The organism is Streptomyces katrae (assembly GCF_002028425.1).
Taxonomy (GTDB): domain Bacteria; phylum Actinomycetota; class Actinomycetes; order Streptomycetales; family Streptomycetaceae; genus Streptomyces; species Streptomyces katrae_A.
In genome coordinates this window covers 918242-936317 of the sequence record NZ_CP020042.1, presented here as the reverse complement: position 1 = coordinate 936317, position 18076 = coordinate 918242, and the positions used below count along the sequence as shown (strand labels likewise).

17 protein-coding genes are annotated in these 18076 nt (G+C 73.0%); 11 read left to right on the top strand and 6 right to left on the bottom strand.

All coding sequences use genetic code 11. From position 1 onward, the window contains the following. Positions 1-89: 89 nt before the first annotated feature. On the bottom strand, positions 90-1514 hold the full coding sequence (locus B4U46_RS04310; RefSeq protein ID WP_079424209.1) for a PP2C family protein-serine/threonine phosphatase: 1425 nt from the start codon (positions 1512-1514) through the stop codon (positions 90-92). A gap of 214 nt (positions 1515-1728) precedes the next feature. Further along, the gene (locus B4U46_RS04305; protein WP_079424207.1) at positions 1729-1977 is read right to left on the bottom strand and encodes an SCO4226 family nickel-binding protein; all 249 of its coding nucleotides are present in this window, start codon (positions 1975-1977) and stop codon (positions 1729-1731) included. A 302-nt stretch (positions 1978-2279) separates the two neighbouring features. Between B4U46_RS04305 and B4U46_RS04300 the strand changes: the two genes are divergently transcribed. From B4U46_RS04300 to B4U46_RS04260, 9 genes are all read left to right on the top strand, one after another. Beyond that, entirely contained in the window at positions 2280-4526 is a 2247-nt protein-coding gene (locus B4U46_RS04300; RefSeq protein ID WP_079424205.1) for a xanthine dehydrogenase family protein molybdopterin-binding subunit, read from the top strand. Positions 4527-4544: 18 nt separating this feature from the next. Further along, positions 4545-5000, top strand: coding sequence for a (2Fe-2S)-binding protein (locus tag B4U46_RS04295; RefSeq protein WP_079424204.1), 456 nt, complete (start codon positions 4545-4547; stop codon positions 4998-5000). Positions 5001-5208: 208 nt separating this feature from the next. After that, complete coding sequence (locus B4U46_RS04290; RefSeq protein ID WP_079424202.1) at positions 5209-7158, top strand: APC family permease; 1950 nt, start codon at positions 5209-5211, stop codon at positions 7156-7158. A 183-nt stretch (positions 7159-7341) separates the two neighbouring features. Beyond that, positions 7342-7752 (top strand): hypothetical protein, encoded by a 411-nt coding sequence (locus tag B4U46_RS04285; protein WP_079424201.1) that lies wholly within the window; start codon positions 7342-7344, stop codon positions 7750-7752. Continuing rightward, complete coding sequence (locus B4U46_RS04280; RefSeq protein WP_079424200.1) at positions 7749-8534, top strand: hypothetical protein; 786 nt, start codon at positions 7749-7751, stop codon at positions 8532-8534. Before B4U46_RS04285 ends, B4U46_RS04280 begins: the two co-directional genes overlap by 4 nt. Before the next feature lie 83 nt (positions 8535-8617). Next, positions 8618-9043: a roadblock/LC7 domain-containing protein gene (locus tag B4U46_RS04275; protein WP_079431556.1), complete on the top strand. Its 426-nt coding sequence runs from the start codon at positions 8618-8620 to the stop codon at positions 9041-9043. A 60-nt stretch (positions 9044-9103) separates the two neighbouring features. Next, positions 9104-9478 (top strand): hypothetical protein, encoded by a 375-nt coding sequence (locus B4U46_RS04270; protein WP_079424199.1) that lies wholly within the window; start codon positions 9104-9106, stop codon positions 9476-9478. A gap of 197 nt (positions 9479-9675) precedes the next feature. Next, complete coding sequence (locus B4U46_RS04265; RefSeq protein ID WP_079424198.1) at positions 9676-13242, top strand: bifunctional glycosyltransferase/CDP-glycerol:glycerophosphate glycerophosphotransferase; 3567 nt, start codon at positions 9676-9678, stop codon at positions 13240-13242. Between the two features lie 130 nt (positions 13243-13372). After that, positions 13373-13864, top strand: coding sequence for a VOC family protein (locus B4U46_RS04260; protein WP_079431555.1), 492 nt, complete (start codon positions 13373-13375; stop codon positions 13862-13864). Here B4U46_RS04260 and B4U46_RS04255 read toward each other — a convergent pair. Continuing rightward, positions 13861-14583: an SIR2 family NAD-dependent protein deacylase gene (locus B4U46_RS04255; RefSeq protein WP_079424197.1), complete on the bottom strand. Its 723-nt coding sequence runs from the start codon at positions 14581-14583 to the stop codon at positions 13861-13863. The genes B4U46_RS04260 and B4U46_RS04255 overlap by 4 nt on opposite strands. Before the next feature lie 187 nt (positions 14584-14770). Here B4U46_RS04255 and B4U46_RS04250 point away from each other — a divergent pair, with 187 nt between their 5' ends. Together B4U46_RS04250 and B4U46_RS04245 are read left to right on the top strand one after the other, a co-directional pair. Further along, the gene (locus B4U46_RS04250) at positions 14771-15253 is read left to right on the top strand and encodes a hypothetical protein (RefSeq protein WP_079424195.1); all 483 of its coding nucleotides are present in this window, start codon (positions 14771-14773) and stop codon (positions 15251-15253) included. A 22-nt stretch (positions 15254-15275) separates the two neighbouring features. Continuing rightward, complete coding sequence (locus B4U46_RS04245) at positions 15276-16118, top strand: GNAT family N-acetyltransferase (protein WP_079424194.1); 843 nt, start codon at positions 15276-15278, stop codon at positions 16116-16118. 81 nt (positions 16119-16199) lie between these two features. Here the strand turns inward: B4U46_RS04245 and B4U46_RS04240 are convergent, their stop codons facing one another. From B4U46_RS04240 to B4U46_RS04230, 3 genes are all read right to left on the bottom strand, one after another. Beyond that, positions 16200-16643, bottom strand: coding sequence for a subtilase-type protease inhibitor (locus B4U46_RS04240; RefSeq protein WP_079424193.1), 444 nt, complete (start codon positions 16641-16643; stop codon positions 16200-16202). Positions 16644-16900: 257 nt separating this feature from the next. Further along, complete coding sequence (locus B4U46_RS04235) at positions 16901-17371, bottom strand: Crp/Fnr family transcriptional regulator (RefSeq protein WP_185117335.1); 471 nt, start codon at positions 17369-17371, stop codon at positions 16901-16903. A gap of 264 nt (positions 17372-17635) precedes the next feature. Next, positions 17636-17938 (bottom strand): hypothetical protein, encoded by a 303-nt coding sequence (locus B4U46_RS04230; RefSeq protein ID WP_079424192.1) that lies wholly within the window; start codon positions 17936-17938, stop codon positions 17636-17638. Positions 17939-18076 lie beyond the last annotated feature (138 nt).

The following is an 18076-nucleotide window of genomic DNA, read 5'->3' as shown; positions in this document are numbered from 1 at the left end:
GCCGTGGCGGAAGGGGACGGGAGCGGACGGCGGACGGGGCCGCGCCTCGGGCGCGGCCCCTCGGATCGGACCGTGGTGCGGACCGGCCGTCAGCCGCCGATGCGGGCCACCAGCACGCAGGCGTCGTCCTCGCGCTCGTTCTCGCCGAACTCCTCCGTCACCATCCGTACGCAGTCGCGCGCCGAGCGCGCCGTGGAGAACCGCGGTGCGAGCGCCAGCAGCCGCTCCGTCTGGTCCGCCCGGCTGAACCCGATGCCGTGCGGCGTCAGCCCGTCGGTGTACAGCACGAGTACGTCGCCCAGCTCGAGCAGTTCCTCGGCCTGCCCGTACACGGCCCCCGAGGTGGCCCCCAGCAGGACCCCCTCCGGCGGCTGGAGCGCCCGCCCCTGGCCGCGGCGGAAGAGCAGCGGCGCGGGATGCCCGGCCTGGGCCCAGGAGAGCAGTCGGCGGTCGGGGTCGTAACGGCAGCAGACGGCCGAGCCGAGGGCCGGTTGCGCGGAGGTCTCCAGCAGCTGGTTGAGCCAGCCCATCAGCGGGCCCGGCTCGATGCCGGCCATGGCCATCCCGCGCAGGGCGCCGAGCAGCATGGCCATGCCGGAGGTGGCGCTGACCCCGTGCCCGGTCAGGTCGCCGACCGTCAGCAGGGTGCGTCCGTCGGGGAGTTCGAGCGCGTCGTACCAGTCGCCGCCGATCAGGGTGCTGGTCGCGGAGGGCAGGTAGTGCGCGGCCACGTCCATCGTGCCGGCCTGGTCGTGCGGGAACCGCAGGGAGCCGCGCCACGGGGGGAGCACGGCTTCCTGCAGCTCGACCGCCAGCCGGTGCTCGGTCTGCGCGATCTCCCGCTGGCGCTGGAGCGAGTCACGGGACTCGCGCTCCGCCCGCTGGCTCCGGCGCAGTTCGCTGACGTCGCGCAGCACGGCCCACATCGAGGCCGTGCAGCCGTCCGCGTCGAGGACCGGCTCGCCCCTCATGTGCAGCGTCCGGACGCGGCCGTCGGCCCGGACGATGCGGAACTCGCCGTCTATCGGCTTGCCGTCCACCAGGCAGTCGGTGACCATCGCGGTCAGCAGCGGCTGGTCCTCGGAGAACAGGGTGGAGCCCAGCTCGTCGAGGGGGAGCGGTCCCGCCTCGGGGGAGCGGCCGAAGATCTGGAACAGCTCCTCGGACCAGGTGACCTCGTCCGTCAGCAGGTTCCACTCGGCGCTGCCGACGCGGGTCTGGCGGTCCTCGGAGGGGGTCTCCGGGAGGGCCGGGGGGAGTTCGACCTGCTCGGGCGCGGGCGGCAGCCCTTCCTTGAGCTGGCCCAGGTGCTGTCCGAGGTCGTCGAGGTGGTGCACGGCGAGGTCGCAGAGGGCGCGCTGCCAGCGGCCCTGGGCGTCGTCGTCGTCCACGACGGTGTCGCGGCGCACGGCGTCCACTTCGCCGCGCAGCCGGCGGGTCTGCGAGATCAGCGCGTCCACGGATCCCGGCTCGGGCGGCTGCGCGGAACGGTCCGCGTACAGGTGGGACGGCATGAGCACTCCGATACAGGCGCGGCGATACAGGCGCGGCACGACCAGGTCTGAAAGGAAGGACCGGTTACGACTGTGGCACAGCCCGAGACGGCCTGTAAGGCGTTTGGCAACATCCGTAACGTTCTTGCTCACGGCATATGCCGAAGGCCTCCTGATTGCCTCCGGTCCGTACGAACATTTCCGGTCAGTATCGGAGTGCTGGTGCTCGGTCCCGTCAGACGCTCAGCGGTACCGCGTGGATCTCGTCGGCGGGGTGTCCGGCCCGCTCGTGGATCTTCTGGACCGCCTCCGCCGAGGGGGCCTCGGACAGGCAGTAGACCTCGCCGGACGAGGGGTCCGCCCAGGCGCGCTGGAACGTGACCTTCTCTTCCGACTGGATGGCGAGGTCCGCTTTGTGGGCTTCCATCAGCTGGTCCGCGGTGATGCCCTTCATACCGTGGTGGACATCCATGAACTGGGCCATCGCCGTACACCTCCTCACGTGTCGCAACCGCCTACGGCGCTGCTTCCATCGTCCGCCCGTGGCCGGAAATCGGCCTTCCGGGCGGGGCGGCTCGATCGTACGGGCGAGATGTGCGAAGCCCGCGGCCCGGCGGGGCCGACGGGAGGCCGGGACCGGTGCCCGCCAGGGGCACCACTCGAACGAAGGACCCCGTGCGTCACCTCCGCTTCCCACCCCTCCGCGTGATCGCTACCCTACGTGTCGGTAACGAGCCGGTGCGGTCCGCTTCTTCGCGCGGGCCGGGGGAGGGTGGGACGGGCCAGATGGCAGTGGAGAGCAGTACGCCGACGGGGCGGGACGGGAGCGGCCACAGCCGCAGGTCCTTCCTGACCTACCTGGTCGCGGCCCCGACCCTGGCCCTCGTCACCCGCGCCGGCGCCGACGCCGTGGCCCCGCAGCCTGCGCACGCCGTGGTCCCGAGCCTGCCCGAAGTGGCCGACCTGGTGGACCTCGGGGACCTGTTCATCCTGGCCGGCGCCCCGACCTCGTCCCTCCTGGCGCTCGTCGTCGAGGAGGACGGCACCATCCGCTTCCGGCTGCCCCGCGAGGAGGTCGGCCAGGGCCTGACGACCGCCGTCGCGATGCTGGTCGCGGAGGAGCTCGACGCCCCGCTGGAGCGGGTCCGGGTGGAACTGGACGACGCCCGCCCCGAGCTGCTGTTCAACCAGCTCACCGGATCCTCCAACTCCATCCGCTCCCTGTACGGGCCCGTCCGCCAGTGCGCCGCCACCGCCCGGGCCCGCCTCGTCGCGGCGGCCGCCGCCCGCTGGAACCTCCCCGCCTCCGCGCTGACCACCGCGGGCGGCTCCGTACGGGCCGCCGACGGGCGCACCGCCGGCTACGGCAGCCTCGCCGCGGCCGCCGCCGCGCCCGGCCTCGTGGTCCTCGGCGCCACGCCCAAACCGGCCGCCCGCCACACCCTCGTCGGCACCCCGACCAGCCGCATCGACGCCCGCGCCATGGTCACCGGCGCCCAGCGCTACACCCTCGACCTCGACGTACCGGGCGCCAAGCCCTGCGTGGTGCGCCGACCGCCCAGCCTCGGCGGTACCGTCCGCTCGGTGGCCAACCGCGCGGCCGTCCAGGGCATGCCGGGGGTCCTGCACGTGGTGACGGTCCCCACCGGGGTCGCCGTGGTCGCGGAAACGTTTGGCCAGGCCCTGGACGCCAAGGCCGCCCTCCAGGTCGAGTGGGGCCCCGGCCCCGCCGACCAGCTCTCCGACGAGCAGGTCCGCGCCAAGCTCCGCGCCGCCACCCCGCCGCTGCTGGTGCCGCCCCTGCTCACCCCGTACGTGGACGCCGAGTTCGACTTCGCCTTCGTCAGCCACGCCGCGATGGAGACCAACTCGGCCGTCGCCGACGTCCGCGACGACCGCGCCGAGATCTGGTCCGGCCTCAAGTCCCCCATCGTCGCCCGCGAGACCATCGCCGCCGACCTCGGGCTGCCGCTGGACAAGGTGAAGGTGCACGTGGTCCAGGCCGGCGGCTCCTTCGGCCGGCGCCTGTTCTTCGACGCCGCCCTGGAGGCCGCCCGCGTCTCCAAGGCCTGCCGCCGCCCGGTGAAGCTGATGTGGACGCGCGTGGACGACACCCGGCACGGCCGGATGCGCCCCGCCACCCACCACAAGATCCGGGCCACCCACCTGCTCGGCGAGGTGCTCAGCTTCGAGCACCGCGTCGTCGCCGCCGAGACCGACTTCCGGCACGGCCTCGGCGAGATCATCACCGCCACCGCCGCGAGCCTGCCCTCCGGCATCGGCAACGCCACCCTCGCCCAGACCCTGTTCCTGACCACCGTGAAGTCCCCGTACCACTTCGGGCTCACCACCCAGGCGCTGAACGAGGTGCCGACCGGCATCCCCACCGGCTCCTGGCGCTCGGTCTACTCGGCCAACACCCGGGGCGCCGAGGAGATCATGGTCGACGAGCTGGCCGCGGCCACGGGCAAGGACCCGTACCGCTTCCGCCGCACCTTCCTCAAGACCGACGCCCAGCGCGCCGTGCTCGACAAGGCCGCCACCGAGGGGCAGTGGGGGCGGGCCCTCCCGGCGGGCTGCGCGCAGGGGATCGCCTTCCACGAGGAGTACAAGTCGCGCACCGCCTGCCTGGTGGAGATCGACGCCCGCGACCGCGAGCACGTCCGCGTCACCCGGGCGGTCATCGCCGTCGACGTCGGCCTGCCGGTCAACCCCCGCGGGCTGGAGGCCCAGATGATCGGCGGCCTCACCGACGCCATCTCCACCACCCTGTGCGCCGGACTGCACCTGGACAAGGGACTCCCGCTGGAAGGCAGTTACAGCCAGTTCCACTGGGCGAAGCAGCGCGACACCCCGAAGGACGTCCGGGTCTTCGTGCTCCCGGCTACCGGAACCGAGCCGGGCGGGGCGGGCGAGCTCGGCCTGCCCGCCGCCGTGGGGGCCATCGCCAACGCCTGGGCCCGGGCCACCGGTTCCAAGCCGCGCAGCTTCCCCCTGGACTTCGACGTCGACTTCACCCCCTACCCGCGCTGACCCCTGGAGTACGCCGCCGTGCCCTCGCACACCTTCACCGTCAACGGCCGCAGTGTCACCGTCGACGCGCCCGACGACCTCCCCCTGCTGTGGGTGCTCCGCGACCTGCTCGGGATCACCGGGCCCAAGTACGGCTGCGGGGTGGACGTCTGCAAGGCCTGCACCAGCCACCTCGACGGCGTGGACGTCCGCCCCTGCGTGGTGCCGGTCTCCGCCTGCGCCGGCAAGCGGGTCACCACCATCGAGGGGCTGGCGGACGGGGACCGGCTCCACCCCGTCCAGGAGGCCTGGCTCGAACAGGACGTCGCCCAGTGCGGCTACTGCCAGCCCGGGCAGATCATGGCCGCCGTGGCCCTGCTCCAGCGGACCGCCGAGCCCACGGACGAGGACATCGACGCCATCGCCAACATCTGCCGCTGCGGCACCTACTTCCGCATCCGCGAGGCCATCCGCAGCGCGGCCGCCCGGATGTGACGGCCGCGGGCCGGGCCGACGGATGCCACCACGGCCGTCTCCTTGCGCAAGGGCCGGCCGTCCCGCACGGATGACCGCGCGGCGGCCGACCGGATCACCACCGCAGCGCCCCGTCAAGATCGCCCCTGGGCCGTCCGGGGGACGCCGACCCGGCGGAGCACCCGCCCTGAACGTCTGAAATCCGCTGGAAGTGGATATCCATCGCGGAATGAGGCGAATCAATGCGAAACGCTTGCTGGTCGGTGAGCCGCTCGACACCGCGCGCCTGGGCGAGACCCTGCTGCCCAAGCGGCTCGCGCTGCCCATCTTCTGCAGCGACCCGCTCTCCTCCGTGGCCTACGCCACCGAGGAGATCCTGCTGATCCTCGCCCTCGGCGGAGTCGCGCTGCTCCACCTCGCGTGGTACGCGGCCGCCGCGATCGTCTTCCTGCTGGTGGTCGTCGTCGCCTCCTACCGGCAGACCTGCCACGCCTACCCCGGCGGCGGCGGTGCCTACGTCGTCAGCTCCGAGAACCTGGGCCCCACCGCGGCCCTCACCGCCGCCAGCGCCCTGCTCGTCGACTACGTGATGACCGTCGCCGTGTCCGTGGTCTCCGGGGTCGCCGCGATCACCTCGGCGATCCCCTCCCTCAACGACCACCAGGTCGCCCTCTCCGTCACCTTCGTGGTCCTCCTGACGCTGATGAACCTGCGCGGGGTACGGGAGTCCGGGCGCGTCTTCGCCATCCCCACCTACGGGTTCGTACTCGTCATCTACGTCATGTTCGCCGTCGCCGCCGTCCGCATCGGCACCGGCGCCACCATCCGGGCCGAGTCCGCCCACCTCCCGATCGACGCCGCCGGCACCTACACCGGCATCGCCGTCGTCTTCCTCGCCCTGCGCGCCTTCGCCTCCGGCTGTACCGCCCTCACCGGAGTCGAGGCCATCAGCAACGGAGTGCCCGCCTTCCAGAAGCCCAAGGCGAAGAACGCGGCGACCACGCTCGCCGCGATGGGCGTGCTGTCCGTGACCATGTTCGCCGGGATCACCGCCCTCGCCATGGCCTACCGGGTGCACGTCGCCGCCGACCCCACCGAACTCGGCCTGCCCCCGGGCACCCCTATGTCCACCGCCCTCGCCCAGATCGGCCGCGCCACCTTCGGGGACCTGGACTTCCTCTTCTACCTGCTCCAGGCCGCCACCGCGGGCGTCCTGGTCCTCGCCGCCAACACCGCCTTCAACGGCTTCCCGATGCTGGCCTCGATCCTCGCCAAGGACCACTACGCGCCCCGCCAGCTCTACAACCGCGGCGACCGGCTCGTCTACTCCAACGGCGTCGTCCTGCTCGCCCTCGCCGCCATCGCCCTCATCGTCGCCTTCGACGCCCAGCTGACCCGCCTCATCCAGCTCTACATCATCGGGGTCTTCGTCTCCTTCACCCTCTCGCAGGCCGGCATGGTCCGGCACTGGCGGCGCGCCCTCGCCGACCCGGCCACCCCGCGCACCGGGCGGGTCCACATCCACCGCCGGCTCGCCATCAACGCGGTCGGCGCGCTGATGACCGCCGTGGTCCTGGTCATCGTCCTGATCACCAAGTTCACGCACGGCGCCTGGCTGGTCGTCATCGCCATGCCCGCCCTCTTCGCCGGCATGAAAGGGGTCCGCCGGCACTACGACCAGGTCGCCGGACAGGTGGCCGTCGCACCCGGCGACCGGCCGCGCAAACCGGCCCGCCACCACGTCGTCGTCCTCGTCGCCAACGTCCACGCGCCGACGCTCAAGGCCCTCGGCTACGCCCAGGGGCTGCGGCCCGACACCCTCAGCGCGCTGTCCGTGGCCGCCGACGAGCAGGAGGCGCAGCGGCTGCGCCAGGCCTGGGCGGAGATCGACCCCGGCATGCCGCTGAAGGTGCTGCACTCGCCGTACCGCGAGGTGGTCGCACCCGTGGTGGCGTACCTGGAGGAGGAGGCCGCGGCCGAAGGCACCGACATGCTCTCGGTGGTCATCCCCGAGTACGTCGTCGGCCACTGGTGGGAGCAGCCCCTGCACAACCAGAACGCGCTGCGGCTCAAGGCGAGGCTGCTGTTCACCCCGGGCATCGCGGTGATCGACGTGCCGTACCTGCTGGAGTCGGCCCGCCACCCGCATCCGCATCCGCAGGCGCCGGCCCGGCCGTAGGGTTCGCCGGGCACTCTTGATCAAAAACGAACGGGTTCCGGCCAAGCTGTCGTGCCGGACCGCGCATGTTCCCGCGGAAAATGCCAGAACCCCCTTCCGCAGTGTGGAACTTGAGTAAGTTCCCTCCTGTCACGCCGTACGACGAACGTGTGCCCAGCGCGTTCGGCCGGGAGGGGAGCCCGCGTGCCCGGGATCGACGAATGCCTGCTCGAAGCCATGGCCCTGCCGGGTGCGCGGGGGGCCGCGCTGGTCGACTGGAGCAGCGGACTGGCCCTCGGCACCGTCGGGGAGTCCCCCGTGGGCGACCACGAGACCACCGCCGCCGAGACCGCCGAGCTGGCCCGGGCGGCCGCCGAGTACGAGTCCTTCGCCCAGCCCGCCCCCGCGCCGGCGCCGGCCGGGGCGGGACCGGCGGGCCCGCCCGTGGAGGACCTGATCGTCACCACCCGCACCGGCTACCACGTGCTGCGCTTCGTGGAGACCAGCTTCGACAGCAGCGTCTTCCTCCACCTCTGGCTCGACCGCGCCGAGGGCAACCTCGCGCTCGCCCGGCACAGACTCCGCGCCCTCGCCGAAGGGCTGGTGCTCCGGTGACCACCGTTCCCGTACAGGGCCTCGCCGCCGTCTCCCCGCTGCTGACCCGGCTCGCCGCCGAGCGCGCCACCGGCGCCCTGCTGCGCGACCGCGGCACCCTCTTCCTGGAGGACGGCCGCATCGTGCACGCCGAGAGCCCCTCCACGCCGGGCCTGGACGTGCTGCTCACCACCGGCGGGGGCCTGGCGCCCGAGCGCTGGAACGAGGCCCTGAGCGAAGCCGGCGCCACCCGGCAGGTCGCCCGGTTCCTCGTGGACAGCGGGGGCCTGGCCGGCGGCGAGCTGGAGATCTGCCACCTGGCCGCGATATTCGACGCCGCCTTCTTCGCCCTCTCCCCGGGCAGCGGCCCCTCCCGCTTCCGCCGCGGCGCCACCCACTGGATCGGCTCCATGCGCTCCGTCCCGGCCGCCGCCGTGGAGCGCGAGACCCGCCGCCGCCGCGAGCTGCTCGACGCCGTGTGGCCCTACCCGCAGCTCGACACCGCCCCGGTGGTGCCCCGGCCGGCCGCGCCCGGGCAGATCGTCACCGCCCGGCAACGGGCCCTGCTCGCCCAGGCGGACGGCGTACGGACCCCGGCCGACCTGGCGTGGGTGCTGGGCCGGCCGGCCTTCCACACCCTGCTCGACGTACGAAGACTCGCGGCCGCCGGGCTCGTCGAGACACCGCACACCCGGCCGGCCCCGGCGCCGGCCCCACCCTTGCCCGACTGGATGACCCAGGCCCAACCCCCGGACGTGGCGCTGCTCCGCCGGTTACGCGACGCACTGGAGGCAAGCCTGTGAGGCTCCCGCTCCGACCGGTTCTGCGAGCCGACCGTTCCGAGCGGAGGCCGCCCGAAGGGAGGAAGGCCGACATGAACACGGTGATGCTGCCCGCCGAGGCCGAAGCCGAGATACTCGCCGAGCTCCGGCGGCTGCGGGCCCGGGTGCCCCAGCTCAGCGGGGCGCTCGCCGCGAGCGCCGACGGCCTGGTCCTGGCGCAGGACAGCGCGACCACCGAAGCCGAGTCCGTCGCCGCGCTGACCGCCGCCGCCCTCGGCGTGGCCCAGCGGCTGAGCGACTGCACCGGCCAGGGCGGCTTCCGCGAACTGCTCGTACGCGGCGAGCACGGCTACGTCGCCACGTACGCCGCGGGCGAGGCGGCCGTCCTCACCCTGACCGCCGAGCCGCGCGTCAACGTCGGCCGCCTCCACCTGGAGGCGCGCCGCTCCAGCCTCCGGATAACCGAGCTCATCGAGCACAGCCTGGGCCGCAGGTCAGGCCCCGAGGCGCCGGCCCCGGACCGTCCCTGACCGCTCCCGGCCGACAGGCCAGAACCAGCCAAAAAGCAAACGACTGCAAAGGAATCCCCCATGGCCAACGTGGAAACCGCCCTCAAGGAAGCCACCACCAGCATCGAGGGCGCGATCGGCGCGGCCCTCGTCGACTACGGCAGCGGCATGGCCCTCGGCCACGTCGGCGGCGGCAAGGACCTGGACCTGACGGTGGCCGCGGCCGGCAACACCGACGTGGTGCGGGCCAAGGTCCGCACCATGGAGATGCTCGGCCTGAAGGACGAGATCGAGGACATCCTGATCACTCTCGGCAGCCAGTACCACCTGATCCGGCTGATGAAGGGCCGCAACAGCGAGGGCTTCTTCCTCTACCTCGCGCTCGACCGGAACAGGGCCAATCTGGCCATGGCCCGGCACCAGCTGAAGAAGATCGAGGAGGGCCTGGAGGTCTGACGGCTCCGGCGGGCGGCCCGCGGAGGGCCGTGACGGCACGGTGGCGGGCGGCTGAATTCTTTGCCGCCCGTCCCGGCGGACCGAGCGATATGTCCGAGATGGGTCAGCTTTATCATCCTGTTACAGAGTAAGATGCTGTAATTGGCTGATCATCAACCCGGTCGACAAAGATAAAAACGCTGGAGAACCCGTCACCCATGCCCCCGCGCCTGAGCATCGTCGTTCCCTCCTACAACGTCGAGCTCTACCTCGACGAGTGCCTGGAATCCCTTGCAGCTCAGACGTTCGACGACTTCGAAGTCGTCATCGTCGACGACGGGTCCACGGACAGCAGTGCGGTCATAGCCGAGGCCTTCGCTGAGCGTGACAAGCGCTTCCGGGTCGTCCTGCAGAAGAACGCCGGCCTCGGTGCCGCGCGGAACGTAGGCTTCCGGCACGCCTCGCCGGACAGCGAGTACGTCGCCTTCGTCGACAGCGACGACACCATGCCCCCGGACGCCTACCAGAAGCTGATCGACGCCCTCGACGCGAGCGGCTCCGACTTCGCCGCGGGCAACGTCAAGCGCTTCCGCTCCGTCGGCATGCAGCAGTCCTGGGGCCACCGCGTCGCGTTCGCGAACACCCGCCTGAAGACCCACATCTCCAAGTTCCCGGCGCTGGTCACCGACCGCACCGCCTGGAACAAGGTCTACCGGCGCGGCTTCTGGGAAGAGCACGGCTTCCAGTACCCCGAGGGCATCCTCTACGAGGACGCCCCCGTCAGCATCCCGGCGCACTACTTCGCCACGAGCGTCGACGTGATCAGCGACTGCGTCTACCACTGGCGCGTCCGCGAGACCGGCGAGCGGTCCATCACCCAGCGCTCCACCGACCCGGTCTCCGTGATCGACCGCGTGACCTCCGTCCGCCTGGTCCGCGAGGCCCTGCTCGGCAAGACGGGCGAGAAGTACGCCCGCTACCTGCGCGACTACGACCACAACGTGCTGAGTGAGGAACTTCCGCTCATCTACAAGTACGTCGCCGAAGGCGGCGACGACTTCCGCGCCGCCTTCGTCAAGGAGGTGGGCGGCCTCATCCGCGAGATCGGCACCGGACCGTGGAGCGACCTCACCGTCGCCGACCGGCTCAAGGCCTACCTGGCCCGCGAGGGCCGCGTCGAGGAGTTCATCGCCCTCCTGCACCACCAGCGGGACTTCTCCTACAGCGTGCCGGTCAAGGGCCTGGCCCGCCCGCAGGCCGACTACCCCTTCCTCAAGGCGCCCGTCCCCCCGAAGCTGCTGACCCTCGGCCCGCGCGAGCGCCGCGTCGTCAGCCGGCTGGAGCAGGCCGCCTGGAGCGACGGCAAGCTGCTGCTGCGCGGCTACGCCCTCCCCGGCCACATGGGCGCCGAGAGCCGCCTGGCCTCCCGCAAGATGCTGGTCTTCCGCGAGCAGGGCAAGCGCCGCCGCACGGTCGTCCCCACCCGCACGGTGGCCTCCCCGATGGCCACCGTGAACTCCCCCCACCTCGCCCTGCGGCACGCAGACTGGGCCGGCTTCACCGCCGTCGTCGAACCCACCCTCTTCCAGTCCGGCGGCAAGTGGCGCGAGGGCATATGGACCACCTCCATCGCCGTCACCGGCCCCGGCGGCCTGCACCGGGCCCGCCTCAAGGGCGGTGAGCACGACAGCGGGATGAACCCGCCCGCCTACTGGGCCACCCCCGACGTCCGCATCCTGCCGACCGTCACGGGCGTCCTCACCGTCCAGGTCGAGATCGTCCGCGCCCGCGTCCTGGACGTCCGCCCCCACGGCGACGACGCCCTCGAACTGACCGGCGAGCTGGCCCCCGGCGCCGGCGAGGGCATCATCCTGCGCGCCGAACACGCAGGCACCGGCGCGGGCCTCGACATCCCGCTCGCCCTGGGCAGCGCCGCGTCCGGCGGCCGCGTCCCCTTCACCGCCGTCGTCCCGCTCGCCGGACTCGGCTCCGTCGCCCCTGCCACGCGGGCTCCCGGCGAATGGACCCCCGAAGCCTGGACCCTGACCGTGGTCCGCCCCGACGGCACCCGCCACCCCCTGGTCCACGACGAACGCGGCGGCTTCGCGGGCCTGGCCGTACCGCTCCCCGGCGAGGACACCGACCTCGCGGTCTTCGCCAAGCGCGCCAAGAGCGGCCACCTCGTCCTCTCCGTCCAGCCCTCCCCGCCGCTCGTCGACACCGTCTCCGCCGAGAACGGCACGCTGACCCTGCGCGGCACCTTCCGCGCCCCCGCGGACAGTGCCGACGAGCCGTACGAGCTGGTCCTGCACGACCACCACGGCACCGAGTTCAGCTACCCCGTCACCCGCGACGGGGACCGCTTCGAAGCCACCTTCGAGCCCGTGCTCCCCGAGCCGTACGCCGGCCGCACCACCCTCCCGCAGGGCCGCTGGTGGCCGACCCTGCGCCCGGTGAGCCAGGGCGGCACCACCGCCGGCCTGCTCGGCGTCGACCGCGGAGCCCCCGTCCAGCTGATCGCCCCCGCGCTGACCACCGGCCCCCACCCGGTCACGGTCCTGGGCCGCCGCATGCGCGTCGAGGCCCGCCACCACGACCGGATGGCCCTGGTCAGCGACCCGCTGCTGAGCCCGCACGACCGCTCCCGCTACGCCCAGCGCGTCGCCCGCGACGAGACCTACCCGGCGCAGCGGCAGCTCCCGGTCAAGGACCTGGCCGTCTACGACACCTTCCGCGGCAACGGCGCGGGCGACTCGCCCCGCGCCATCCACGAGGAACTCGTGCGCCGGGGCGAGAAGCTGGACCACGTCTGGCTGGTCCGCGACGGCCGCGCCGAGGTCCCGCCGACCGCCCGTGCCGTCCAGTACGGCAGCCTGGAGGCCTGGGAGGTCCTGGCCCGCGCCCGCTACTACGTCGTCAACGACAGCGTGCCGATGACCTTCCGGCGCCGCCCGGGCCAGACCGTCGTCCAGACCTGGCACGGCACGCCGCTCAAGCAGATCGGCTACGACTTCACGCACGACTACTACACCAGCCCCGAGGTGCTGGAGGGGCTGGCCCACGACAGCGCCCAGTGGACGCTGCTCGCCTCCCCGAGCTCGTACGCCACCCCCATCCTCAAGCGGGCCCTCGGCTACGACGGCGAGGTCGTCGAGTCCGGCAGCCCGCGCACCGACGCGCTGGTACGTCCCGACGCGGAGCGGATCGCCGAGGTCCGCAGGCGGCTCGGCCTGCCCGAGGGCAAGAAGGTCGTCCTCTACCTGCCGACCTGGCGCGAGAACCGCGAGGACTGGAGCGGCGGCTACAAGCTCGACCTGCGCATCGACCTGGCCGCGGCCCGCCGCGAGCTCGGCGAGGACCACGTCCTGCTCGTCCGCGGCCACCACCTGGTGAAGGAGCAGCTCCGCGACGGCGTGCGCGACGGGTTCGTCGTGGACGTGTCCCGCTGGCCCGACACCACGGACCTGCTGCTCGTCGCCGACGTGCTGATCTCGGACTACTCCTCCGCGCTGTTCGACTTCGCGCTGACCGACAAGCCGATCCTGCTGTTCACGTACGACCTGGAGCACTACCGCGACACCCTGCGCGGCTTCACCTTCGATCTGGAGGAGAAGGCCCCCGGCCCGCTGCTGAAGGACTCGGCCGCACTGATCGAGGCCGTCCGCGACGCCGACGCCGTGGCCGCCCGGTTCGCCGGGGCGCGGAAGGCGTTCCGCGCCGAGTTCTGCGACCTCGACGACGGCCGCGCCGCCGAGCGGGTCGTCGACCGGATGCTCCAGAAGTAGCCGTGTAGCCCGGACGGGTGAAAGTACGGACCGGCCCCGCGCCCACCGATGAGTTCCGGGCGCGGGGCCGGTCCGTATGTGGGGGAAGGCCGCCCGGCCTTCGCCCACCCACCACCTGGAGGCAGCGGCCATGACCAGCAACGGCTTCACCACCTGTCTGTGGTTCGACGGCGACGCGGAGGCCGCCGCCGACTACTACCTCTCCGTCTTCAAGGACGGCCGGATCCTGCGCACCGTCCGCTACACCGAGGCCGGCCCGGGCCCGGCCGGGGAGGTGATGGTCGTCGAGTTCGAGATCAACGGCCAGCGGTTCATCGGACTCAACGGCGGCCCCCAGTTCCCCTTCACCGAGGCCATCTCCTTCCAGATCCACTGCTCCGACGAAGCCGAGGCGGACTACTACTACGCCGCGCTGACCGGCGACGGCGGGCAGGAGTCGGCCTGCGGCTGGGTCAAGGACCGGTTCGGGGTCTCCTGGCAGGTCATCCCGCCCGGCGCCATCGACCTGATCAGTGACCCGGACCCGGGCCGGGCGGCCCGCGCCACCGCCGCGATGTTGCAGATGAAGAAGCTCGACGTGGCGGCCATGCGGCGCGCGGCCGACGGGGAGGAGAGGGTCTAGGCGAACCGGGCCAGGAGGGCCGGGAGGGCGGTGCCGATCGGCTCGCGGATCACCTCGTCGGCCAGGGAGTCGTACGGGGTCTCCTCCGCGTTGACGATGATCAGCCGCGCCCCGGCCTCGGCCGCCATCCCGGCGAGCGAGGCCGCGGGCTGCACCTGGAGGGTCGTCCCGACGGCGATGAACACCTGGCAGCCCTTGGCCACGGCCACCGCCCGCGCCAGCACCTCCGGGTCCAGCCGCTCCCCGAACATCACGGTCGCCGCCTTGAGGATCCCCCCGCAGGCCGTACAGGCCGGATCGGGCTCCCCGGCGGCGACCCGGGCCAGGGCCTCGTCCATCCCCGAGCGGGCGTGGCAGCGGGTGCACACCACCGACCGGGCCGTCCCGTGCAGCTCGAACACCTTGCGCCCGGGCATCCCGGCGAGCTGGTGCAGCCCGTCCACGTTCTGCGTGATCACCCGCACCGGGGTGCCCGCGCGCTCCAGTTCCGCCACGGCCGTGTGCGCCGCGTTGGGCCGGGGCGCGAGGGCCCCGATCTCCGCGCGCATGAGCCAGGAGCGGCGGCGGACGTCCGGATCGGCCATGTAGTACTCGTACGTCACGAGCTTCTCGGCCTCCGGATCCCGGCGCCAGAGCCCCTGCGGCCCCCGGTAGTCCGGAATCCCGGAATCGGTGGACATCCCGGCCCCGCTGAACACTGCGACAAGCTGCTTCCCCATGCGCCGACCCTAGACAGCGCCCGCCCCGGCCCGCGAACGATTTCCCCTCCGGGGCCGCCCCGGCAAGGCACCCGGAGCCGGTCGGCGCAAGCGGAGGGGCGTTTCTGCGGTGAATCTCCACGCCCACCGGAGTGAGAACCTGCCTCGCCCCCGGCAGACGGGCCCGGCCGCCGGTTACATACCGGACATGACGCTCACCCCACACCGCTCCGGCGCCCTGCTGCTCGCCGCCGTGTCCGCCCTGATCACCCTGGTCGCGTCGTCGGCACCGGCGGCCGCCCTCGCCGATCCGCAGCCCGGCCGGCTCCGGGTGCACGCCCCGGACGATCCGCAGCCCCGCCGGCTCCAGAGGCACACCACGGAGGAGATCACCAGCTTCCTGCGGGCCTTCTACGGCAACCACGGGCCCTCGGAACAGGACCGGGTCAACCGGGTCTCGCAGCTGCTCAAGGACAAACAGGCGCATTTCCCGGAGACCGACGTCCTGCTCTGCCGCCCGGGCACCCCGCAGTCCATCACCGTCGGCCAGGCCACCGCCGCCCCGTCCGCATTCGTCGGCTGGGCCACCGTCACCACCACCTGGCCGTCCGGGGTCACCGACACCTTCACCGCGTACGTCCGCACGGACTCCCGCCCGATCACCCTCGACGACGTGATCTGCGCGGGGTGAGATCCGGGGTAGAACACCCGGCATGACACGCTTCGAGATCACCGGCGCGAGCGCCGCCGACATGGAGATGCTGCGCACCTGGGCCGACGGGGAAGGCTGGAACCCGGGGGACAGCGACCGTTTCGCCTTCGCGGTCGCCGACCCGGAGGGCTTCCTCGTCGGACGGCTCGACGGGGACCCGGTCGCCTGCATCTCCGCCGTGCGCTACGGCAGCGGCTTCGGGTTCATCGGTTTCTACATCGCCCGCCCCGACGTGCGCGGCCGCGGCTACGGCATCCGGCTGTGGCGGGCCGGGATGGAACGGCTCGACGGACGGCTCGTCGGCCTGGACGGGGTGGTCGAGCAGCAGGACAACTACCGCAAGTCCGGGTTCCGTTCCGCCTGGACGAACATGCGCTACCAGGGCGTTCCGGAGCCCGGGGACGACCGGGGGGTGGAGATCGTGGACGCGGCCTCGCTGCCCTTCGCCCGGCTCGCCGCCTACGACCGGTCCTTCTTCCCCGAGGCGCGCGACGCCTTCCTCTCCGCCTGGACCTCCCTGCCCGGCCGGACCGCCCTCGCCGCCGTCCGCGACGGGCGGATCGAGGGCCTGGGCGTGGTCCGCCCCTGTAGCTCCGCCACGCGGATCGGCCCCCTGTACGCGGCCACACCGGAGGTGGCCGCCGCCCTGGTGCGGCGGCTCGCCGGGCACGCCCCCGGCGGGGAGGTTGCGGTGGACGTGCCCGACGTGAACCCGGCCGCGGCCGCCGTGGCGGCCCGGCTGGGGCTGGTCCCGGCCTTCGAGACCGCCCGCATGTACACCGGCCCGGCGCCCGAGCTGGACCTGTCCGGGCTGTACGGGGTCACCAGCCTCGAACTGGGCTGAGGGGCCGGGGCCGCGGGGGCCGGGCGGCGGTCGGCGGCGCCGCCCGGCCGGTCCGCGGGGGTGTCACCCCTACGCGGGGGCTCAGATGCCGAAGAGCACGCCGGTGCTGCTGCGCAGCCCGCAGGGGTTGCCGAAGGTGTAGGTGTAGCTCATCCGCTTCCCCTGCCACACCCCGTCGGCGGTGACCGTCACCGGGTTCCACTCCCGGGTGCACGCGGAGTCGGGGCGGGGAGCGGCGAGCGCGTCCAGCGACGCCCCGTTCGCCTTCAGCTCGGCGCAGGCGGCGGCCGGCGAGGGGTGCGTTCCGCCCGGGCGCGGCGCGCACACGAGGGTCACCGCGCGCAGTACGGTCCCGCCGACGGCGTCCTGACCGGCCGTCACGCTGACCACGAGTGCGGAGGGGGCGTACAGGCTCTGCGTTCCGGCCGGTGCCGCGTCGGCGGCTCCGGTCCCGGCCAGGGCGGTGAGGGCGGTGAGCGCCATTGCTCCGGAGGCCAGTCCCAGACTCCTGGTGATGGACCGCATTTCGAACACTCCTCGGGTCGGTGTTTCGGATAGCGGACGGGAGTCTTGCCCATCCGGGGTGAGAACGCCCGTTCGTACCGCCATTTCTCGTCACCGTTCGTGAGCGCATGAGTGCAGTCCGCAGCGACCTCCGTCGTCGTGACCTGTGAAGGAGGGATTCCGGGAATCGGCCGAACACCTTCCCCGCGCGGGACCCGTGAGGGGCCGGTGTGACGGGTGGGAAGCGCCTCCGGGGGGCCGGGGGCCGCCCCGAGGAGTCAGCGGGTGGCGGTCGGGCGGGGGGCGTAGAGGTCGAGGAGGCGGGTGCGGGTCTGCTGGAGCCGGACCGCGAGGATCCGCCCGACCCAGTGGCCGATGGCCGAGCCGAAGGCCGGGTCGGCGTCCATCAGCATCCGGACGGCCGCCCCGTCGAACTCGTAGGCCCGTACCGGGGTCATGGCCTCGGCGCTCAGCTGCCAGGTGTACGGCGGGAACAGCCAGGACCAGCCGACGAGCTCGCCGGGCCCGAGGCTCTCGACGGCCGCGGCACCCCGGTGGCCGCCGGAGGGCAGCGGGACCTCCAGGGTCACCGTGCCGGAGCGCACGATCCAGAAGGCCTCCGCCCGGCCGCCCTCTTCGAAGATCCGGGCGCCCTCGGGGAAATTGACCTCACGTGCGTAGGACATCAGCCGGCCGCGGTGTTCGGCGGACAGTACGGCGGCGATCCGGATGGGGGAAGGTGTGCTCACGACGGCCTCCGTTCAGGACCCCCCGCAACCTTCTGGTCCCCCCAGTGTCGCCGACCCGGGCCGGAAAGCCGCATACGGCGGACCACCGGCCGCCCGGCCCCGCCGGCGCGGGCGCTCCCCGGTGCCGTCTGGCCCGTGAGCCAGGCCGCGCCCCGGTCCTCCCGGGGCGCACTCGCGCCGCTGCCCCCGCGAGGCCGCCGCACGGCGCCACGGCCCGCCGCGGACGCCCGCCACACCCTCGGCTCGCGTTCCCGGGCGTAGGCCCTAGTCGTCGGCGTTGGCCTCCAGGCAGGCCAGTTCCATCGCGTCGAGCACCGCCTCGTGGCTGCGCCCGCTGAGCTCGGCCACGTTCTCGATCTGCGCCGTCGCCCAGGCGGCCAGGGTCATCACCAGCACCCTCAGCCCGTCCGTACCGTGCTCGGCGAGGATCGCGTCGGCCACGGCCATGGCGTCCTCGGGCACCCGTTCCGCAGGCTCCAGCCCGGCGAGCCCGCGCAGCATCGCCAGCGTGCGGCGGGAGATCTCCGGGGTGATCTCCGCCAGCCGCATGTCCTCTTCCTCGTCCATCAGCCCCGCCCTCCGGTCCTTCGGCCCGACCCCTCAGGGCACGGTAGAGCGGTCCGGCGCCGGCCGGGGCGGTTTTGCCGGGGGTCACCCATGGGAAGGGCCCGCGCGGGCCCGCCCCGTTGACGCCCGGGGACCGGG

Bases quoted from the DNA above. Each gene is read 5' to 3' on its own strand.
- B4U46_RS04310 (WP_079424209.1), bottom strand. From the start codon at position 1,514: ATGCCGTCCCACCTGTACGCGGACCGTTCCGCGCAGCCGCCCGAGCCG.
- B4U46_RS04305 (WP_079424207.1), bottom strand. From the start codon at position 1,977: ATGGCCCAGTTCATGGATGTCCACCACGGTATGAAGGGCATCACCGCG.
- B4U46_RS04300 (WP_079424205.1), top strand. From the start codon at position 2,280: ATGGCAGTGGAGAGCAGTACGCCGACGGGGCGGGACGGGAGCGGCCAC.
- B4U46_RS04290 (WP_079424202.1), top strand. From the start codon at position 5,209: ATGAGGCGAATCAATGCGAAACGCTTGCTGGTCGGTGAGCCGCTCGAC.
- B4U46_RS04275 (WP_079431556.1), top strand. From the start codon at position 8,618: ATGCTGCCCGCCGAGGCCGAAGCCGAGATACTCGCCGAGCTCCGGCGG.
- B4U46_RS04270 (WP_079424199.1), top strand. From the start codon at position 9,104: ATGGCCAACGTGGAAACCGCCCTCAAGGAAGCCACCACCAGCATCGAG.
- B4U46_RS04265 (WP_079424198.1), top strand. From the start codon at position 9,676: ATGCCCCCGCGCCTGAGCATCGTCGTTCCCTCCTACAACGTCGAGCTC.
- B4U46_RS04260 (WP_079431555.1), top strand. From the start codon at position 13,373: ATGACCAGCAACGGCTTCACCACCTGTCTGTGGTTCGACGGCGACGCG.
- B4U46_RS04255 (WP_079424197.1), bottom strand. From the start codon at position 14,583: ATGGGGAAGCAGCTTGTCGCAGTGTTCAGCGGGGCCGGGATGTCCACC.
- B4U46_RS04250 (WP_079424195.1), top strand. From the start codon at position 14,771: ATGACGCTCACCCCACACCGCTCCGGCGCCCTGCTGCTCGCCGCCGTG.
- B4U46_RS04245 (WP_079424194.1), top strand. From the start codon at position 15,276: ATGACACGCTTCGAGATCACCGGCGCGAGCGCCGCCGACATGGAGATG.
- B4U46_RS04240 (WP_079424193.1), bottom strand. From the start codon at position 16,643: ATGCGGTCCATCACCAGGAGTCTGGGACTGGCCTCCGGAGCAATGGCG.
- B4U46_RS04230 (WP_079424192.1), bottom strand. From the start codon at position 17,938: ATGGACGAGGAAGAGGACATGCGGCTGGCGGAGATCACCCCGGAGATC.